17 protein-coding genes and 3 pseudogenes are annotated in these 17,420 nt (G+C 63.3%); 11 read left to right on the top strand and 9 right to left on the bottom strand.

The features are described from left to right. Window positions 1–2 precede the first annotated feature (2 nt). Both Q0687_RS33355 and Q0687_RS33350 read right to left on the bottom strand, forming a co-directional pair. Complete coding sequence (locus Q0687_RS33355) at window positions 3–539, bottom strand: TRAP transporter small permease (RefSeq protein ID WP_298886422.1); 537 nt, start codon at window positions 537–539, stop codon at window positions 3–5. A gap of 219 nt (window positions 540–758) precedes the next feature. Further along, window positions 759–1,775 carry a TRAP transporter substrate-binding protein gene (locus Q0687_RS33350; protein ID WP_298886420.1) on the bottom strand — a complete coding sequence of 339 codons (1,017 nt, stop codon included), beginning with the start codon at window positions 1,773–1,775 and terminating at the stop codon, window positions 759–761. 252 nt (window positions 1,776–2,027) lie between these two features. Between Q0687_RS33350 and pobA the strand changes: the two genes are divergently transcribed. Together pobA and Q0687_RS33340 are read left to right on the top strand one after the other, a co-directional pair. Beyond that, window positions 2,028–3,197, top strand: a complete 1,170-nt coding sequence (pobA, locus tag Q0687_RS33345; protein WP_298886417.1) for a 4-hydroxybenzoate 3-monooxygenase — start codon at window positions 2,028–2,030, stop codon at window positions 3,195–3,197. A 230-nt stretch (window positions 3,198–3,427) separates the two neighbouring features. Next, complete coding sequence (locus tag Q0687_RS33340) at window positions 3,428–3,847, top strand: PaaI family thioesterase (RefSeq protein WP_298886414.1); 420 nt, start codon at window positions 3,428–3,430, stop codon at window positions 3,845–3,847. A gap of 3 nt (window positions 3,848–3,850) precedes the next feature. Here the strand turns inward: Q0687_RS33340 and Q0687_RS33335 are convergent, their stop codons facing one another. Then, a complete protein-coding gene (locus tag Q0687_RS33335) occupies window positions 3,851–4,735 on the bottom strand; it encodes a LysR family transcriptional regulator (protein ID WP_298886410.1) in 885 nt (294 codons plus the stop codon). Window positions 4,736–4,857: 122 nt separating this feature from the next. On the opposite strand from Q0687_RS33335, the gene Q0687_RS33330 reads away from it, so the two are divergent. Next, entirely contained in the window at window positions 4,858–5,487 is a 630-nt protein-coding gene (locus Q0687_RS33330; RefSeq protein WP_298886407.1) for a pyridoxamine 5'-phosphate oxidase family protein, read from the top strand. Here the strand turns inward: Q0687_RS33330 and Q0687_RS33325 are convergent. Together Q0687_RS33325 and Q0687_RS33320 are read right to left on the bottom strand one after the other, a co-directional pair. Beyond that, complete coding sequence (locus Q0687_RS33325) at window positions 5,484–6,569, bottom strand: AbrB family transcriptional regulator (protein ID WP_298886404.1); 1,086 nt, start codon at window positions 6,567–6,569, stop codon at window positions 5,484–5,486. The genes Q0687_RS33330 and Q0687_RS33325 overlap by 4 nt on opposite strands. 100 nt (window positions 6,570–6,669) lie before the next feature. Further along, entirely contained in the window at window positions 6,670–6,951 is a 282-nt protein-coding gene (locus Q0687_RS33320; protein WP_298886401.1) for a PsiF family protein, read from the bottom strand. Between the two features lie 185 nt (window positions 6,952–7,136). Between Q0687_RS33320 and Q0687_RS33315 the strand changes: the two genes are divergently transcribed. Next, window positions 7,137–7,634: a hypothetical protein gene (locus Q0687_RS33315; RefSeq protein WP_298886399.1), complete on the top strand. Its 498-nt coding sequence runs from the start codon at window positions 7,137–7,139 to the stop codon at window positions 7,632–7,634. Between the two features lie 100 nt (window positions 7,635–7,734). Here the strand turns inward: Q0687_RS33315 and Q0687_RS33310 are convergent, their stop codons facing one another. Further along, window positions 7,735–8,283 (bottom strand): TetR/AcrR family transcriptional regulator, encoded by a 549-nt coding sequence (locus Q0687_RS33310; protein WP_298886397.1) that lies wholly within the window; start codon window positions 8,281–8,283, stop codon window positions 7,735–7,737. A 107-nt stretch (window positions 8,284–8,390) separates the two neighbouring features. Here Q0687_RS33310 and Q0687_RS33305 point away from each other — a divergent pair, with 107 nt between their 5' ends. The 5 genes and pseudogenes from Q0687_RS33305 to Q0687_RS33285 all read left to right on the top strand — a co-directional run bounded on the left by Q0687_RS33305 (window position 8,391) and on the right by Q0687_RS33285 (window position 11,191). After that, window positions 8,391–8,819 carry an acyl-CoA thioesterase gene (locus tag Q0687_RS33305; protein WP_298886394.1) on the top strand — a complete coding sequence of 143 codons (429 nt, stop codon included), beginning with the start codon at window positions 8,391–8,393 and terminating at the stop codon, window positions 8,817–8,819. A gap of 3 nt (window positions 8,820–8,822) precedes the next feature. Beyond that, window positions 8,823–9,300 (top strand): annotated as a pseudogene (locus tag Q0687_RS33300) (PaaI family thioesterase). A 40-nt stretch (window positions 9,301–9,340) separates the two neighbouring features. Next, window positions 9,341–9,697 (top strand): annotated as a pseudogene (locus Q0687_RS33295) (CidA/LrgA family protein); the annotation flags it as partial. Between the two features lie 24 nt (window positions 9,698–9,721). Then, window positions 9,722–10,444 (top strand): LrgB family protein, encoded by a 723-nt coding sequence (locus tag Q0687_RS33290; protein WP_298886586.1) that lies wholly within the window; start codon window positions 9,722–9,724, stop codon window positions 10,442–10,444. A gap of 87 nt (window positions 10,445–10,531) precedes the next feature. Beyond that, window positions 10,532–11,191: a DsbA family protein gene (locus Q0687_RS33285; protein WP_298886391.1), complete on the top strand. Its 660-nt coding sequence runs from the start codon at window positions 10,532–10,534 to the stop codon at window positions 11,189–11,191. A gap of 83 nt (window positions 11,192–11,274) precedes the next feature. Here the strand turns inward: Q0687_RS33285 and Q0687_RS33280 are convergent, their stop codons facing one another. From Q0687_RS33280 to Q0687_RS33270, 3 genes are all read right to left on the bottom strand, one after another. Then, window positions 11,275–11,481 carry a hypothetical protein gene (locus tag Q0687_RS33280; protein ID WP_298886388.1) on the bottom strand — a complete coding sequence of 69 codons (207 nt, stop codon included), beginning with the start codon at window positions 11,479–11,481 and terminating at the stop codon, window positions 11,275–11,277. Between the two features lie 86 nt (window positions 11,482–11,567). Next, the gene (locus Q0687_RS33275; RefSeq protein ID WP_298886385.1) at window positions 11,568–12,638 is read right to left on the bottom strand and encodes a phospholipase; all 1,071 of its coding nucleotides are present in this window, start codon (window positions 12,636–12,638) and stop codon (window positions 11,568–11,570) included. 34 nt (window positions 12,639–12,672) lie between these two features. Beyond that, complete coding sequence (locus tag Q0687_RS33270; RefSeq protein WP_298886382.1) at window positions 12,673–13,662, bottom strand: S1C family serine protease; 990 nt, start codon at window positions 13,660–13,662, stop codon at window positions 12,673–12,675. Window positions 13,663–13,948: 286 nt separating this feature from the next. On the opposite strand from Q0687_RS33270, the gene Q0687_RS33265 reads away from it, so the two are divergent. Together Q0687_RS33265 and Q0687_RS33260 are read left to right on the top strand one after the other, a co-directional pair. Beyond that, window positions 13,949–15,367: a M20 family metallopeptidase gene (locus tag Q0687_RS33265; protein ID WP_298886379.1), complete on the top strand. Its 1,419-nt coding sequence runs from the start codon at window positions 13,949–13,951 to the stop codon at window positions 15,365–15,367. Window positions 15,368–15,628: 261 nt separating this feature from the next. Further along, window positions 15,629–17,420, top strand: a pseudogene (locus Q0687_RS33260) (peptide ABC transporter substrate-binding protein).

Below are 17,420 nucleotides of genomic sequence, written 5' to 3'. Positions count from 1 at the left end.
GATTATTCCGTCGCCTTCAGCTTGGGATCGTGCATGTCTTCGGGATGAAAGATCAATCGGTAGGTGCGGATCGCGATCAGCAGAACGGCCGAGACGTCGCCGATCCAGGCGATTGCGAAGAATGGCCAGGTTGGCATGTGCATGTCGAACGTCTGGACGTTGTCGTTGTAGGTGCCGCGCACCTTGTCGAACAGCGTCCAGGTCTGCACCGTGACCACGAACAGCAGCACCAGCGTCGCGAACACGTCGATCCAGCGCTGGTAGCGCGGTCCGACATTGCCCCAGACCAGATCGACCGTGATGTGCGTGCCGCGATAAGAGGTTGCCGCGATGCCCCAGAAGATCAGGATGCCGAGCAGCATGCGACCGATGTCGAAGGAATCAGGGATCGAATAGTTCAGCGTGTTGCGCAGCAGCACGGACAGAAAGATGTCGAGCGCGACGATGCCGACGAAGGCGGCGGCGATCCATTCGATCGTGTCGATGACGCGGTCCATCCAGGAGCGTCTAGGTGGGATTATCTCGTCATGTGCTGTCATGGTCTTGATCCGGATCTCGCCGCGCACTTCGCCTCTCCCCGCGTGCGGGGAGAGGCCGGAATGCGCGCGTAAGCGCGGGTTCCGGGTGAGGGGGACTCTCCGCGAGTCCGTCTGTCACTTTCTTTGCGGAGACAGCCCCTCACCCCAACCCTCTCAGCGCGAGCGAAGCTCGTCGCGCCCCCGTAAGAACGGGGCGAGGGAGAAGAGGAGGTCGCGGTATTACTCCGCCAATGCGTTGTACTTCTTCAGCGACGCCTTCAATTCCGCCATTGCGGCGTCGGGATCGATGCCGGCCTTCTTGGCGCCATCACTCCAGGTCTTGACCAGCGGCTCGGCGGCCTTCTTCCAGGCGGCGGTCTGGTCAGGGGTCAGCTTGTAGACCTCGTGACCTTCTTCCGCCTTCACCTTGTCGATGCCGGCATCTTCGAACTTGCCCCAGTGTTCGCCGACCACGCCCGCCATCTCGGTCGAGCAGTTCTTGTCGACCGCGGCCTTCTGCTTGTCGGACATCGCATTGTACTTGTCCTTGTTCATCACGAACACGAAGGTCGTGGTGTAGAGCGGCGCGTCCATGTGGAACTTGGTCACTTTGTCGATGCCGAACAGCACCAGGGAGCCCCAGGGGAAGGTGACGCCGTCGGCGACGCCGCGCTCGATGATGTCGCGCACTTCAGGGGCGGAGGACTGCACGTTGGTGCCGCCAAGCGCGGTAACGAAGTTCGCCATGGTGGCGTGCGCGGGGCGGATCTTCATGCCCTTCACGTCCTCCGGCATCACGATCTTCTTGGTGCGCGAGTGGAAGGACGAAGGCGAGTGGACGAAGGCGAGGCAGTACTTGACGTCCTTCATCTCCTTCTCGGCATATTTGCGGTACCAGGCGTCCAGACCCTCCGAACCACCCTTTGCGTCCGAGATCAGGAACGGCAATTCGCCGGCGCCGATGATCGGGAAGCGGCCGGGCTGGTAACCGGGGTTGACATAGGTGACGTCGGCAATGCCGTCGCGCGCCATGTCGTAATGGTCGAACGCCTTGCCGAGCTGCTGGGCGGGAAACACCTTGCCGGTAATGGTGCCGCCGGAATCCTTGTTGACTGCGGCCACCCAGTCTTCAAGAGACTTTTGCAGCGGGTGCGACGCCGGCACCCAGTGCGAGACCTTCAAATCGACGGTTTTGTCCTGCGCGAATGCAGGCGTCACGCTTGCTGCCAGCAGCAAAGCCAGACAGGCCTTCCTCATCACGTGTCTCTCCCTCTTTGTGACGGCGGGCTTCGATGGCCCGGTCTCGTTAGTTAACATGTTATCTAATTGTCCGGCGCGTTCAAGCCGGAAGTGCTGCGTCATCTACGTCAGCGATGTTGCATGGATTTGTCGCTGCCCGGCGACCAGCCTCCCCTTTTGCCAAACCGTTATATGTTATAATTATCCTGTGCGGAGCAACGCGACAAGCGAGCCGCGACGAAAAGCCTACAGGATCGGGAGGAGCAAGTATTGCGGACAAAAGTCGCAATCATCGGGGCGGGGCCGGCGGGATTGTTGCTTGGGCAACTTCTGCACCAATACGGCATCGATAATTTCATTCTCGAGCGCCAGAGCCCGGATTACGTGCTCGGTCGCATCCGCGCGGGCCTCCTGGAGGAAGGAACTGTCGCACTGCTGGACCAGGTCGGCGCCGGTGTGCGGGCGCACGCCGAAGGTCTCGTGCATGAAGGCATCGAACTCGCCTTCGCCGGTCGTCGTCACCGCATCGACATGAAGGCCGCGACTGGCAAGACCGTCATGATCTACGGCCAGACCGAGGTCACGCTCGACCTCATGAATGCGCGCAAGGCCGCCGGCCTCACCACCGTCTACGAGGCCAAGGATGTGCAGCCGCATGATTTTGACGGTAGTCACACGCGTGTAACCTGGGTCAAGGACGGCGTCACCCACACGCTCGATTGCGACTTTATCGCCGGCTGCGACGGCTTCCACGGCGTTAGCCGCGCCAGCGTGCCGGCTTCGGCGATCGAGGAGTTCGAGCGGGTCTATCCATTCGGCTGGCTCGGCATCTTGTCCGAGACGCCGCCGGTCAGCCACGAACTGATCTATTCCAACCACGCCCGGGGTTTTGCGCTCTGCACCATGCGCTCGATGCAGCGCAGCCGGCATTACGTGCAGTGCTCGCTCGACGACCATGTCGATCAGTGGCCGGACGATCGCTTCTGGGACGAATTGAAGCGCCGGCTCGACCAGGAGGCCGCCGACAGCCTCATCACCGGCCCCTCGATCGAGAAGAGCATCGCGCCCTTGCGCAGCTTCGTCGCCGAGCCGATGCGCTTCGGCAAGCTGTTCCTGTGCGGCGATGCCGCCCACATCGTACCGCCGACCGGGGCCAAGGGGCTGAACCTCGCCGCCAGCGATGCGCATTACCTGTCGAGCGCGCTCCGCGAGTTCTACGAGGAGAAATCAAGCGCCGGCATCGATGGGTATTCGGCCAAGGCGCTTGCACGCGTCTGGAAGGCCGTGCGCTTCTCCTGGTGGATGACCTCGATGCTGCACAAATTCCCCGACAATGGCAGCATCGGCGCGCGCATCCAAATCGCCGAGCTCGACTACGTCACGCAATCGCAGGCGGCGATGACTTCGCTGTCGGAGAACTATGTGGGCTTGCCGTTTTAGGGGCGGCCAAGACGGTGTCGTACTCTCTCCGCAGGTCATTGCGGGCGCAGCGAAGCAATCCAGGAAGCCTTCCGCGGAGGCAGTCTGGATTGCTTCGTCGCAAGAGCTCCTCGCAATGACGGCGCCGTTCATTTCAAACACGCGCGCAAATCCCGTTTAAAACTTTGTAATTGATGCGTTCGTCACGTCCATCGCGTTCAATGGCGACAAACCAGCGACGCGAGACATCAATGACCTCAATCGACATCCCCGATGGCTTCGAACCGCTCTCCCGCAAGAGCCCGCTCACCGAACCCTGGGAGCCGCTCTACGCGAAGAAGACCGACAAGGCCGTCATTATCGGCCTCAGGCTGGCAAGACCGCACACCAACGGCCGTGGCTTGATCCATGGCGGGCTGATCACCGCGCTCTCCGACAACGCCATGGGCTATAGCTGTGCGCAGGCGACGAACTGGACCACCTCCTTCGTGACGGTCTCGCTGTCGATCGATTTCGTCGGCTCGGCCGAGATCGGCCAATGGTGTTCGATCGAGAGCGAGGTGATCAAGACCGGCAAGACGATCTGCTTCGCACAGAGCCTGATCAAGGCCGACGGCGTCGTGATCGCACGGGCCAGCGGCACGTTCCGGGTGGTGCCCAAGAAGGGCTAAAGCCTAGCCAAACTTCCAGTCCGTCGTCTCCACCACGAGATCGATGAACGCGCGCACCTTGGCCGACAGCAGGCGCGAGGTCGGGTAGACGATGTGGATGGGGAGCGCTGGCTGCTCGTATTTCGCCAGCAGGATCTTCAGCCGTCCCCGCTTCAGACCTTCGGCGGCCTGATAGGCCAGCACGCGCGTGATACCGCCGCCCGCCTCCGCATATTGCAGAGCGGCGTCGGCACTGTTGCTGGTGAATCGCGGGGTCGGCGTCACCTCGATGTCGCGGCCATCTTGCGTGAAGCGCCACGCCGTTGCGGGGCCGAACAGAATGGTCTGGTGCTCGGCCAGCGCCTGCGGCGTCCTCGGCTCGCCGTGGCGCTTGAGATAGCCGGGCGTTGCCACCGTGATCCGCCGCATCTCGCCGACCTGGCGCGCGACCAGCGAGGAATCGGCGAGATGACCGATCCGCACCGCGGCATCGACGGCGTCCTCGACGAGGTTGACGAGATTGTCCGATAGCCTGAGCTCGGCCACGACCTCGGGGTGGCGCGTGAGATAGTCGGTCATCACAGGCCCGACATGGAGCCGGCCGAAACCGACCGGGGCCGATACCACCAGCCGCCCGCTCGGCCGGTTGCGCTCCTCCCGCGCCGAGCCGTCGGCCTCCTCGACGTCGGCGAGAATCCGCCGCGCGCGTTCCAGATAGCGCGTGCCGACGTCGGTCAATCTCACCTGCCGCGTGGTCCGTTGCAGCAGGCGCGCGCCGAGATGGTCCTCCAGCGCTGCGATCAGCCGCGTTACCGCCGAGGGCGACAGCCGCAGCTTGCGCGCCGCCGGCGCAAAGCCGCGCAGGTCGGCGACCGTGACGAAAACATTCATTGCCTCAAGGCGGTCCATGGCATTATTGCATATATCGCAATTATGTAGTGTCAAGCAGGGTGATTGTTTTGATCGTCGAAAGGTCCATTTTCGAGTGGAGAAAGACGCAACGATGCGCCGGGATTTCAGGAGACATTCCGATGACTGCAATTCGCACCTACGCCAGCGACGTCGCCTTCTCGCCGGCAGTGAAATCAATCCAGACCCGAAAGGGATCTCGCGAAGGTTATGCCCATGCCGAGCAACGGGGATGGCGCACCGAGGTCGACGAGAACCTCGCGGCTTTTCTGGGTGACGCCAACAGCTTCTACTTCGCGACGGCTTCGGCCGATGGCCAGCCCTACATTCAGCATCGCGGCGGCCCGAAGGGCTTCTTGAAGGTGTTGGACAAGCAAACGCTCGCCTTCGCGGACTACGCCGGCAACCGGCAATACATCACCCAGGGAAACCTGTCCGAGAACGCCAAGGCTTACATCTTCGTGATGGACTACGCCCATCGCCGCCGGGTGAAGATCTGGGGTGAGGCGCGCGTTGTCGAGGATGACGATGCGCTGACGGATGAGTTGATGCCCAAGGGCTATCGCGCCCGGCCCGAGCAGGTGATTCTCTTCAAGATCGAGGCCTGGGACACCAACTGCCCGCAGCACATTCCGCAAAAGTTCGACGCTCCCGATGTGGCGGCGGCGCTAGCCGCCAGGGATCAGCGGATTGCGGAGCTCGAGGCGCAGCTTGCCGCGCTGAAGGGACAAGCCGCCGCAGAGGGCGGCTAGTCGTCGACATCGTCCTGGGTGCGGCCGAACAGGTGCACGATACCAGGCGTCGCGATCGTGACGAACACGAAGCGCGACAGATGATGAGCCCCGACGAAGATCGGATCGATGTGCAGCGTCAGCGCCAGCGCCAGCATCGCATCCATCGCGCCGGGCGCGAAGGCAACGACGACGTCCGAGAACTTGACCTGCGTGGTGAGTGCGACGATGCCGACGAAGATGGCGGAGACGGCAATGGCGACGGCGAATGAGCCGAGCGCGGCATTGATATGGCCAGCCAGCGTCTTGATGCGCATCCGCGCAAAACGGCTGCCGATCAGCGCGCCGATGCCGACCAGCGACACGCCGCGCACCCAGTTCGGCAGGCCGCCGTCGACCCAGCCCGCGCCGTGCAGCACGCTGGAGGCGATCATCGCGCCGAACATCCAGCTCGCCGGAAACTTGATGAGCCGCAGCACGAACGACGCCGCCAGCGAAGCGGCAACCAGTCCCACAAGACCGAGTGGCGAGGCGATCGCGGTCGTCAGAGACGGCGAGACGGAGGGCGCCATGCCTGCGATCGCCAGCACCATCGGCAGCGCCGCGGTCAGGATGATCACGCGCATGGTCTGCACCACCGCGATTCCAGGCAAATCGGCGCCGCGCTCAACCGCCAGGATGGTGATTTGCGAGAGCGCGCCGGGGCTGCCGGCGAGGAAGGCCGAGGTGCGGTCCCAGCCATGAACGCGCTGGAGGTAATAGCTGGAGCCGAAGGTCGAGCAGAAGGTGGCAAGCGCCAGAAGCCCGATGGTCAGCGGATAGGCACTGACCTGCTGGATCAGATGGCGCGAGACCACCGAGCCCAGCGAAATGCCGAGCAGCACCAGCACGGTCTGGGTCAGGAGCGCCGGCACCGCAAGCTGGCGTCCGGCGATCGCGGCGATCCCGACCGCGATCATCGAGCCGGAGATCAAGCCGCCCGGAAGTGCCGCGACCAGGAAGACCACGCCACCGGCGGCACCGATGATGAGCGTTTCCGCGGTGCTCAAAACCTTGGCACGGCTCGGCCATTCGAATGGAAGGGAGGCGGTGATTTGCTTCACGCCGCCTTATCGCAAATCGGCGAGAGGGGCACAATTGCGGGTACGTCATGCCGCAATGCGTACGCCTCTCGCCAAGCGCGAGGAGAGGATTGTGACGGATTTACTTCTTGTCGGCGGCCGGCGCTGGCATGGCGGCGCCGCCGGCCTTTGCGGTCTTGATGCACTCGGAGCGGAATTTCTTGCGCTCCTTGCCATGCAGGCCCTTGGCGTCCGCCTGCTTGGAGCATTCCAGCGACTCGGCCGAGTGCTCCTTCGGCGCCTTCTTGTCTGTGGTGGCGGCGGCATCGGTCTTGGCGGCCGGCGCCGCGGTCTGGGCGAAGGCGGTGCCGGTGGCGAACAGGGATGCGATCGCGACGACGGCGAGGCGGGAGGCAAGGGTCATGATGTGGCTCTTCTTGCGAGAGTTGCGGAGGCCGCGAACGTCGACCCGCGTTGCTGAACGCCACATGAATAAACCTGAACGGCGCGATCACTATATTTTAGCCCCGAGCAGCATCGCTTCCTTGTCCGAAGTCGCCGGCACGCTAGGATAGCAATCCTCGTTTGCTTCCCTGAGGGAGACCAAGGATGACCATTCAAGCCAAATTGTTGTGTGCAATTGCGGTGTCGGGCGTTGCCGCGCTGGTGGTGAGCGCGCCAGCCCAGGCGCTGACCTCGCAGGAGTGCAGCGCGAAATATCAGGCCGCCAAGAAGGACGGTTCGCTCGGCACCATGAAGTGGAATGACTTCCGCAAGGCCCAGTGCGGCGCCGACGCAACACCCGCCGCTGCGCCTGCTGCGGCCGCCCCGGCTGCGCTTCCGCCCGCTGCCGAGCCGAAGCAAGCCAAGAAGGAGGCTGCCCCCGCTGCTGCTCCGGCCCCGACCATGCCGGCCGGCCCCGCGATCTTCCCGAACGCGGTTGATCCGAAATATGCCAAGGAGACCGCCGGCAAGGCCCGCCTCCACACCTGTGTCGACCAGTACAATGCCAACAAGACCACCAACGGCAATGGCGGCATGAAGTGGATCGAAAAGGGCGGCGGCTATTACAGCGAATGCAACAAGAAGCTGAAAGGCGCAGCCTGAGGCTTCAAGATGACGTCGAGGCCGGAGCCAGGGCTCCGGCCTCTTCTATTGTTTGAGCATGATCGTTTCGGAAAGCCGCTGCACCCTTTTTCGGATCGCTTTAGTCCAGCAGCTTCTCGGCCGATTTCGCTACGAGCTGCGACCGCTTGCGTGGGCCGCGCTCGACGAACAACAGGCTCTGGCCGAAGATAAAGCAGTAGAACAGGAAGGCCTGTGCCTCGGCCTCCTCGGCCGCGAGGCCGGTCGCGCGATAGAGTTCGGCCACGTGCCTGAGCCGCGCCGCGTCGACACCTGCGACCGCCGCCGCAGCGCTCTCGTCTGAACGCGCCCATTGCCTGATCGCGAGCTCGATCGCCATGCCTTCCGGATTAAGCCGCTCGGAATAGAGCTGGATCACCGCCTTCAGCCGTTCGCGGGGCGCTTCGCCGTCGAGGCTGGTCTGCTGTGCGATCGAGGCCGAGCGGCCCTCGCGCCAGTGCACCAGCATGGCCTCGAGCAGCGCGGCGCGGTCGGCGAAGCGGCGGTAGAAGCCGCCTTTGGTGACGCCCAGATTCTTGGCGAGCAACTCGACCCTGACACCCTCGACACCTGCACGGGCAAGCTCCTTGAACCCTGCCTCGACCCAGACGTCGCCTTTGCCGTCGTTCATGAAGGAAGTCCTCACCGGTTCTTGATACGGTGCCGTATTGCTAACGCGTTCCGCGCTTGATACGCTACCGTATCAAAATGAAAACATGAGCGAGGGCGGGACTGACGATGCAGCAGGAGGCGACCTATCGCGGCACGGTCTGTCCCTGGCAGTGCGATCATGTCGGCCACATGAACATCATGTGGTATGTCGGCAAATTCGACGAGGCCAATTGGAATCTGTTCGCCCGGCTCGGGCTGACGCCGAGCTATCTGCGCATCTCCGGTCGCGGCATGGCCGCGGTGCAGCAGAACATCACCTACAAGCGCGAGCTGCTCGCCGGCGACATCATCCAGGTCCGCAGTCACCTGCTCGAGCTGCGCGACAAGTCGATCCGTTTCCGGCACGACATGACGAATGCCGAGACGGACCAGATCGCCGCGTTCTGCGAGATCACGGCGGTGCATATGGACCGCAGCCTCCGCAAATCCGCCCCGTTCGCGGAGACCATCCGCGAGACCGCTCTGCGCTATCTTGTCGAACCGGTCGAGGCCTGAGCCGTGGCTGGGTTCGAGCCGAAAAACCCGGGCTATCGTGCGGCGGCCATCGCGATGTTCGAGCGGCAGCCGGCAATGCACACGCTCGGCATCGTGATCGTCCGCATCGCGCCGGGCGAGGTCGAGCTTGCCATGCTGCATTTCGGCCGCCTTCACGCAGCAGAACGGCTTTGTCCATGCCGGCATCATCACCGCGGGGCTAGACAATGCCTGCGGCGTCGCCGCCTTCACGCTGATGCCTTGCGAGGCCGATATCCTCACGGTCGAGTTCAAGACCACGCTGCTTGCGCCTGCCCGCGGCGAACGCTTTGTCTTCAAGGCCGAGGTGGTCAAGCCCGGCCGCACGCTCACCTTCTGCGAAGCCAGAGCTTTTGCCGAATGCGAGGGCAAGACCACGCAGATCGCGACCATGACCGGCACACTGATGGCGATGCTGCCCCGCGCGACCGCTTCGCACGAACCGCGCGCGTCCCGCGCCTAGCGGCAATTGACAAGCCCCGCGGCGCATCCCTTGATGCGCCATGCTCGCAAGTCTCAGCCTCATCCTGCTCTGCCAATTGATCGGCGAGGCCGTGGTCCGCGGCCTCGGCCTGCCGCTGCCGGGGCCTGTGCTCGGCCTGCTCCTGCTTCTGATCCTGCTGCTCGCCCGCGACCGGTTTGCACTGCTGGCGCATGGGCCGCTCCGGAATGACGGCGTGGAGACGGCGAGCAAGGGGCTGCTAGCGCATCTGTCGCTGCTGTTCGTGCCTGCCGGCGTCGGCGTTGTGCAGAAGCTCGATCTGCTCGCCTCTCATGGCGTTGCCATCGTTCTGATCCTTGCGGCCTCGGTTGTCATGACTTTGCTGGTGACCGTGCTGACCTTCCGCCTGGTCAGCCGTTTTGTTGCGACAAGAGGATGTCCAATGAAGGACAATCCGTTCTCGCTATGGGTCTACTTGTCGCAATCACCGCTGCTCTGGCTGACGGTGACGCTGCTCGTCTATGCGTCCACGGATGCCGTGTCGCTGGCGACGCGGCGCCATCCACTCGCCAATCCCGTCCTGCATGCGATGTGGATCATCGGGGCGTTCCTGCTCGTGACAGGCACCTCCTACACCACCTATTTCGCTGGTGCGCAGTTCGTGCACTTCCTGCTCGGGCCCGCCACCGTCGCCCTCGCGGTGCCGCTCTACGAGAACCGTAGGCGCGTAGTTTCATCGATCGTGCCCATGCTGGTGGCGCTGGTGGTGGGCTCGGTGGCGGCCGTGGTGTCGGTCGTGCTGCTGGCGCAGCTCGCCGGCCTGCCGCGCGATGTGGTGCTGTCGCTGGCGCCGAAGTCGGTCACGGCGGGCGTCGCCATGGGTATCGCCGAATCCTTGCATGCGGACCCATCGCTCACGGCAGTTGCTGTGATCCTCACCGGAATCATGGGCGCCATTATCGTCACACCGCTGATGAACCACACCGGCGTGACTGACTTCCGCGCCCGCGGTTTTGCCGCCGGGCTTGCCGCGCATGGCATCGGGACGGCCCGTGCGTTCCAGGTCGACGAGATCGCCGGCGTGTTCTCCGGCATTGCCATGAGCTTGAACGCTTTGGTGACCTCGTTCCTGGTCCCCCTGGTGGTTACGCTGCTGGCGCGATGACATCGTCCTCGCGACACTCTATATAAGCCGTAACAAGTGCAGGTCTCGACGCGTATTTGCGGAGATGGGACCGAAACGGGACGAGATATGGCTGGATCTGAAAACAAGCGACTCATGCCGACGCGCCGTACGGCGCTGACCTTGATGGGCGCGGGCGCCTTCGCGGTTGGTGGGCTCACGTTGGCACGCGCGGCTACTGGTGACGACGAGGTGCTGACCGAAGCCAAGGTGCTGCGCGATCCCGACGTACCCGTTGCCGGCAATCCCGATGGCAACGTCAGTATCATTGAATGGTCCGACTACAATTGCCCCTATTGCCGCAAGCTCGAGCCGGAGTTGCGCCAGGTCATCCAGGACGACGGCAAGGTCAGGCTCGTCTTGAAGGATTGGCCGATCCTCGGGCCGGTCTCGGTCACGGCGGCCCGCATCGCGCTCGCCGCGAAATACCAGGACAAATATCACAAGGCCCATGACGCCATGATGGGCGTCAGCTCGCGCCTGACCGAATCGCGCATCAACGAGCTGCTCGCCTCCGTCGGCGTCGACATGGATCGTCTCAAGGGCGACCTCACTGCGCATGGCAAAGACATCGACGCCATCCTCAAGCGCAACAACGAGCAGGCCGAAGCCTTCGGCTTCAACGGCACCCCGTCCTTCATCGTCGGCAAGTACCGCGTCCCCGGCGTGCTCAGCATGAACCAATTCGAGCAGGTCATCGCCGACGCCCGCAAGGCCAAGATGAACTGACGTATCGCTGCGCCGATCGAGGCCAGTACAAAGGCGCCGCCGCGGACCCGCGACGGCGCCTTGTTCATGTCCAGTCGATCGAATTACTTCGACGAGATCCGGACCCAGTCCTTGTGCGCGCGATCGCGCAGCAGGTCCCAATCGGCCTTCGCGACATCCCAGTTCACGATGGTGCGATTGGTGGTCGCGACCTCGCCATTGGCGACGGACGACGTCTGCATGGAATCATAGACATAGACGCCGCAAGCAAGCAGAAGCGCGCCCAGGATCATTCCGAGAAAAGTCTGCATGGCGAACCCTCCGGTGTGTCGGGCGGATAACGTCGGCCCGGAGTGAATGGTTCCGCGTGAGTAGGGCGCGGGTAAGGACACCTCGTTCACGCCCCGTTCAGCCATTGCAGCAGCTCCGCGTTGATCTCGCGCGGATAGGTATGACTGAGATCGTCGATCTCGCGATAGCAGACATCGGCACCAGCGGCCCCGAGTGCCGCTTGCGTTTGCCGCGCGGTCTGCACCGGAAACATCCAGTCGAGCTTGCCATGGGTGATGAAGATCGGCAGGCCCTGAAGCCGCGTGGCGTCGGCCATCTCCGCCATCAGCGGATGGAAGGTTGCCGACACCGGCGCGAGATGGGTGAAGGGCGAGGCGCCATCGAGTCCACTGACATAGCAGAAGGTGCCGCCGTCGCTCATGCCTGATAGCAGCATGCGCGAGGCGTCGATGGTCCAGCGGCCGCGCACGGTTTCGAGGATGCGCATCAGGTTGGGCGTGTCGGTGTCATCGCCCATCAGCGCCCAGGTCTGTCCGGTCGCGGTCGGCGCCACCAGGATCGCACCCTGGCTGCGTGCATCGCGCAGCCAGCTCCACAGAAAACCGCGGCCATTGCCGCTGCCGCCATGCAGCGCCATCACCAGCGGCCAGGCGCGATCGGGCGTGTAATATTCGGGCACGTAGATCGAGAAGCCGCCGCGGCTGCCGGGCTCGTTGTGATCGTGGAAGATGCCGGTGTGCTCACTCGGCCCGACCTCAAGTCGTGATAGCAGCTCCTCATTCTCGCGATTGGAGGTGTTGAGGAAGAAATTGCTCACTGGCGGGAATGGCACCGACAAGGGATAGAGCGCCTCAAGCGCGCGGGGGAGATGGCGCAGCGCGCGGAAGACAGCGACGAGATCGCCATTGCCACGCTCGACGTCGCGGATGCCGGCAAACGCGGCGAGCGTCTCGTTGTAGGAAAGATCGAGCCGCTCGCGAAGTCCCGCGAACTGCTGCGGCCATTCCCCAATCGCGGCGTGCGCGCTTTGCAACGCATCGTCAGGCGTGCCGATCGCGTTCATCACCGAGCCGAAGGCCGGCGGATGCAAGTGCCGGGCGAAGTAGCCAAGCGCCTCCAGTGCATTGAGCAATGGCGGCAGCACGGCCACGATGTCGTCAACGACGGCCTCGGTCATTGCCGCTTCCTTTGGGTGGAGTTAGTTCAATTTTTTAGTGCAGCTTCGGCGCCTTCAGAAGCTTGAAGCGATCGGTCGACGTCACCGTGACGTCGAAAGTGACGCCCTCATGATGCGCGCTGCCCTGATGATGCACGGTGAGAGGCACGTCGACGCCGGCAGCGCCGAGCGACCACATCTTCTTGTAGAAGCTCGTCTGGCTCGTGACCTTCTCGCCGTCAACGGCGAGGATGACGTCGCCGGTCTTGAGCTCGGCGCGAGCAGCGGGGCCATTGGCGGAAATCCCGATCACCACGACGCGGTTATCGATCTCTGTCGAGTAGAGCCCGAGCCATGGCCGCGCTGGCTTGTTGACGCGGCCAAATTTGCGGAGGTCATCGAGGATCGGCTTCAATAGGTCGATCGGCACGACCATGTTGACGTGCTCGGCCTTGCCGTCGCGTTCGCGATCGAGCTGGAGCGAGCCGATGCCGATCAATTCGCCGCGCTCGTTGATTAGTCCCGTGCCGCCCCAATTCGGATGAGCGGGATAGGTGAACAAGGCCTCGTCGAGCAGATACTCCCAGTAACCGGCAAATTCCTGCTTGGCGACGATCTGGCTCGCGACCGAGCGTGTCCGACCTCCGGCGCCGCCGACCACGACGCGGTCACCAATCCTGACATCCGCGGACGAGCCGAGCGGCAGCGGCTCGATGTCGAGCCGGCCTAGCGCCTGCACCAGGCCGAAGCCGGTGACGGCATCGAATCCGAGCACATGTCCTTCCACGACGTGTCCGTCGCCGCGATGAAGCCAGACAGATTCCGCCTCGGTGATGAGATAGCCGATCGTGAGCACCAGCCCATCATCGATCACGACGCCGTTGCCGGCGCGCTCGGTGCCGAGCGTTTCCGCGCTGAAGGCGTCCGGCGGGATGATGGCGTGGACGCCGACGACGGAAGCGAGCGCACGGTCCAGATTGAAGCCGTAGTCGCTCGCACGCGGCTGATTGGAGGGCGGCACTCTCCACTCGGTCAGAACGGTCATGGAGTTCTCCTGGCTGAGAGCATCGTTCCGCCGTGGCCGCGGAACAACGCGCGAAGCAAGCATAATTTAGGCCGGAGGAGGCCATCTTGAAAGACTTGACCGCAACTATTCCAGATGTCGTGACGTGAATTGCCGAAGATGACGGAAATTGTTCGTCCAAAGTCGCTCGGTGGCGGCCCATCCGGCACCGGTCGCATGGCTGGTGTCCCGCGAGATGCTAGGCGGGGTCCAATGAAGCTGCTAACCATTGCCGCTTCGTTGGACCAAGAAATCACGGACCAAGGCAATGGATAACCGCAGCGACATCTGGCGTGGCATCGACACGATCAAGGGACGTTTCATCGACCTCAGCGACAAGGTCTGGGGCATGCCCGAAGTCTGCTACACCGAAGCGCGCTCCTCCGCCGAGCATCTCGCCGAGCTGCGCCACCAGGGTTTCCGCATCACCGAGAAGGTGGCGGGCATTCCGACGGCGGTGGTGGGCGAATGGGGCGAGGGCGGGCCGGTCATCGCCTTCATGGGTGAATACGATGCGCTACCGGGCCTCAGCCAGGAGGCGGGTGTCGCCGAGCACCGTCCGGTCGAGACCGGCGGTCACGGTCATGGTTGCGGTCACAATCTGCTTGGCTCGGCTGCGCTGCTCGCCGCGACCGCGGTCAAGGACTGGCTGGCCGAGAACAAGGTACCCGGCCGCGTGCGCTATTACGGCTGCCCGGCGGAGGAAGGCGGCGCGGCCAAGGCCTTCATGGTGCGCTCGGGCGCGTTCGAGGACGCCGATATCGCCATTACCTGGCATCCGCACAGTTTCTGGGAAGTCGCGGTGACGCCGTCGCTCGCCAACACCCGTGCCGACTTCATCTTCACCGGCCGCACTTCGCATGCGGCAGCGTCGCCCCATCTCGGCCGCTCCGCGCTAGACGCGGTCGAGTTGATGAATGTCGGCGTGAACTACATGCGCGAGCACATGCCGAGCGATGCGCGCGTCCATTATGCACTGCTGGACACCGGCGGCATTGCGCCGAACGTGGTGCAGGCTCACGCCCGCGTCCGCTATTCCATTCGCGCCCGGGATCTTCCCGGCATGAACGAACTGGTCGGGCGCGTCAGCAAGATCGCGGAGGGTGCGGCCTTGATGACCGAGACCAAGGTCGAGATGAAGATCATCTCCGCAGTCTCCAATATCCTGCCGAACACGCCGCTGGAGCAGGCGCTGCACCGGGTCATGGAAGAGCTCGGACCGCCGCATTTCGACGACGGCGACAAGGGCTTTGCCAGCCAGATCCGCGCGACACTGACCGACAAGGACATCGCGTCGGTCTACTACGCGATCGGAATGGAGCCGACGGATCGGCCGCTGGCCGATTTCCTGGTGCCGCTCGATGCCAAGCGCAACCCGCTGGTCGGCTCGACTGACGTGGGCGATGTGAGCTGGGTGGTTCCGACCGTGCAGGTTCACGCACCAACGGTTGCAATCGGCACGCCCTTCCACACCTGGCAGGTGGTGGCGCAGGGCAAGAGCCCGCATGCCCACAAGGCGATGGTCCAGGCGGCCAAGGCCATGGCCGGGCTCGGCATCAAGGCATTGACCGATCCGGAATTGATCAAGGCTGCGAAGGCCGATCTGACGAAGCGGACGACCAAGACGCCTTATGTCTGTCCGCTGCCGGACCACGTCGCGCCGCCACTCAATATGTCCGTGGCGTAGAATTCCATCTCGATACTTCGTCTGATCTGGCGAACAAATTTTTCGCAGTGCAACTTGGTTTCCAGCGGATTTTGACGCGGGAATGCCGAACCGTTGGGCTGCGGAATGAAGTTTTGCCCAACTGACAGCCAAAACATCGTTTGCACACACACGGCCGCAGTTGACGTGCGGTCTATTCGGTGTGCCATCTACCGCGAGTCAAAACCCGGCGGCCGTTCCGCGGCCGCCCGCATTCATATGGGAACCAGACGGGGGACAACCATGCTGGACAAAGAACTGCGTTCGATGATCGGTAAGGTGAAGGACGGACGGATGGATCGCCGCGCCTTCATCAAGCGCATGGCCGCTGTCGGTCTCACCGCCCCCCTGGCCAACCAGATCCTCGCCATCGGCGGCGTCGCCATGGCCCAGAGCCCGTCGCCGTATCCGCCGACCAAGCGCGGCGGTGGCGGCCCGCTCAAGCTGTTGTGGTGGCAGGGACCGACCCTGCTCAATCCGCATTTCGCCACCGGCACCAAGGATCAGGACGGCTCGCGTCTGTTCTATGAGCCGCTCGCCAGCTGGGATGTCGAGGGCCACCTCAATCCAATTCTCGCCGCCGAGATCCCGTCGACCAAGAATGGCGGCCTTGCCGCTGACGGCAAGTCGGTGACCTGGAAGATCAAGCCCGGTGTCAAATGGCACGACGGTAAGCCCCTGACGGCCGACGATTTCGTCTTTACCTGGGCCTATGTCAGCGACCCCGCCACGGCGGCCGTCTCCATCAGCACCTATGCCGACATGACGGTCGAAAAGGTGGATGACTTGACCATCCGTATTCTGTTCAAGAATCCGACACCGTTCTGGGCCAATGCGTTCGTCGGCGCATATGGATGCGTCATGCCGAAGCATCTGTTCGCGGACTACAAGGGATCGAAGTCCCGCGAAGCGCCGGCCAATCTGGCCCCGGTCGGCACCGGCCCCTACAAATTCGTCGAGTTCAAGCCGGGCGACCTGATCCGCGGCGAGCTCAATCCCGACTACCACATGCCCAACCGACCGCATTTCGACACCATCGAGATGAAGGGGGGGCGGCGATGCCGTCTCCGCGGCGCGAGCGGTGATCCAGACCGGCGAATTCGATTTCGCTTGGAACATGCAGGTCGAGGACGAAGTACTGCTGCGTCTCGAGAAGGGTGGCAAGGGCAAGACCACCTATGCCGTGGGCGGCGACATCGAGTTCATTGCGATCAACTTCACCGATCCGAACACCGAGGTTGACGGTGAACGGTCCTCGATGAAGACCAAGCATCCGACCCTGTCGGATCCCGCGGTGCGTCAGGCGCTCGCGTTGCTGGTCGACCGTGAGTCCGTGAAGAAGGCTATTTACGGCCGCGCCGGTCGCACCACCGCGAACTATCTCAATGGTCCCGACGACTTCGTGTCCAAGAACACCAAATGGGAGTTCAGCGTCGACAAGGCGATCGCGCTGCTCGAGAAGGCCGGATGGAAGGCCGGTGCCGACGGCATCCGCGAGAAGGACGGCAAGAAGCTGAAGTTCGTCTACCAGACCTCGATCAACGGTCCGCGCCAGAAGACTCAGGCAATCGTCAAGCAGGCCTGCCAAAAGGCCGGCATCGACGTCGAGCTGAAATCGGTCGTCGCCTCGGTGTTCTTCTCCTCCGACGTCGCCAATCCCGACACCTATTCGAAGTTCTACACCGACATCGAGGAGTTCCAGATCCCCATGACGCAGCCGGATCCTGCGCTGCACATGAAGCGCTACACCTCGAGCCAGATCGCCAGCAAAGACAACAAATGGCAGGGGCAGAACTTCGTGCGCTGGGTCAACAAGGACTATGACGCCGCGATCGAGGCTGCGGAGACCGAGATCGACCCGGTCAAGCGCGCTGCGCTCTACATCAAGTGCAATGACATGCTGTGGCAGGAAACCGTGTTCATCCCGGTGATGCACCGCCTTACCGTGGATGCCTGCGCCACCACGCTGCAGCCGGTCATCTCGGGCTGGGCCAACCGGACCGACAACATCCAGGACTGGTATCGGGGGGCTTGA

This window comes from uncultured Bradyrhizobium sp. (assembly GCF_936928535.1).
Lineage (GTDB): Bacteria > Pseudomonadota > Alphaproteobacteria > Rhizobiales > Xanthobacteraceae > Bradyrhizobium.
The sequence above is the reverse complement of the archived record's forward strand: the minus strand, read 5'-3'. Positions and strand labels throughout refer to the sequence as shown.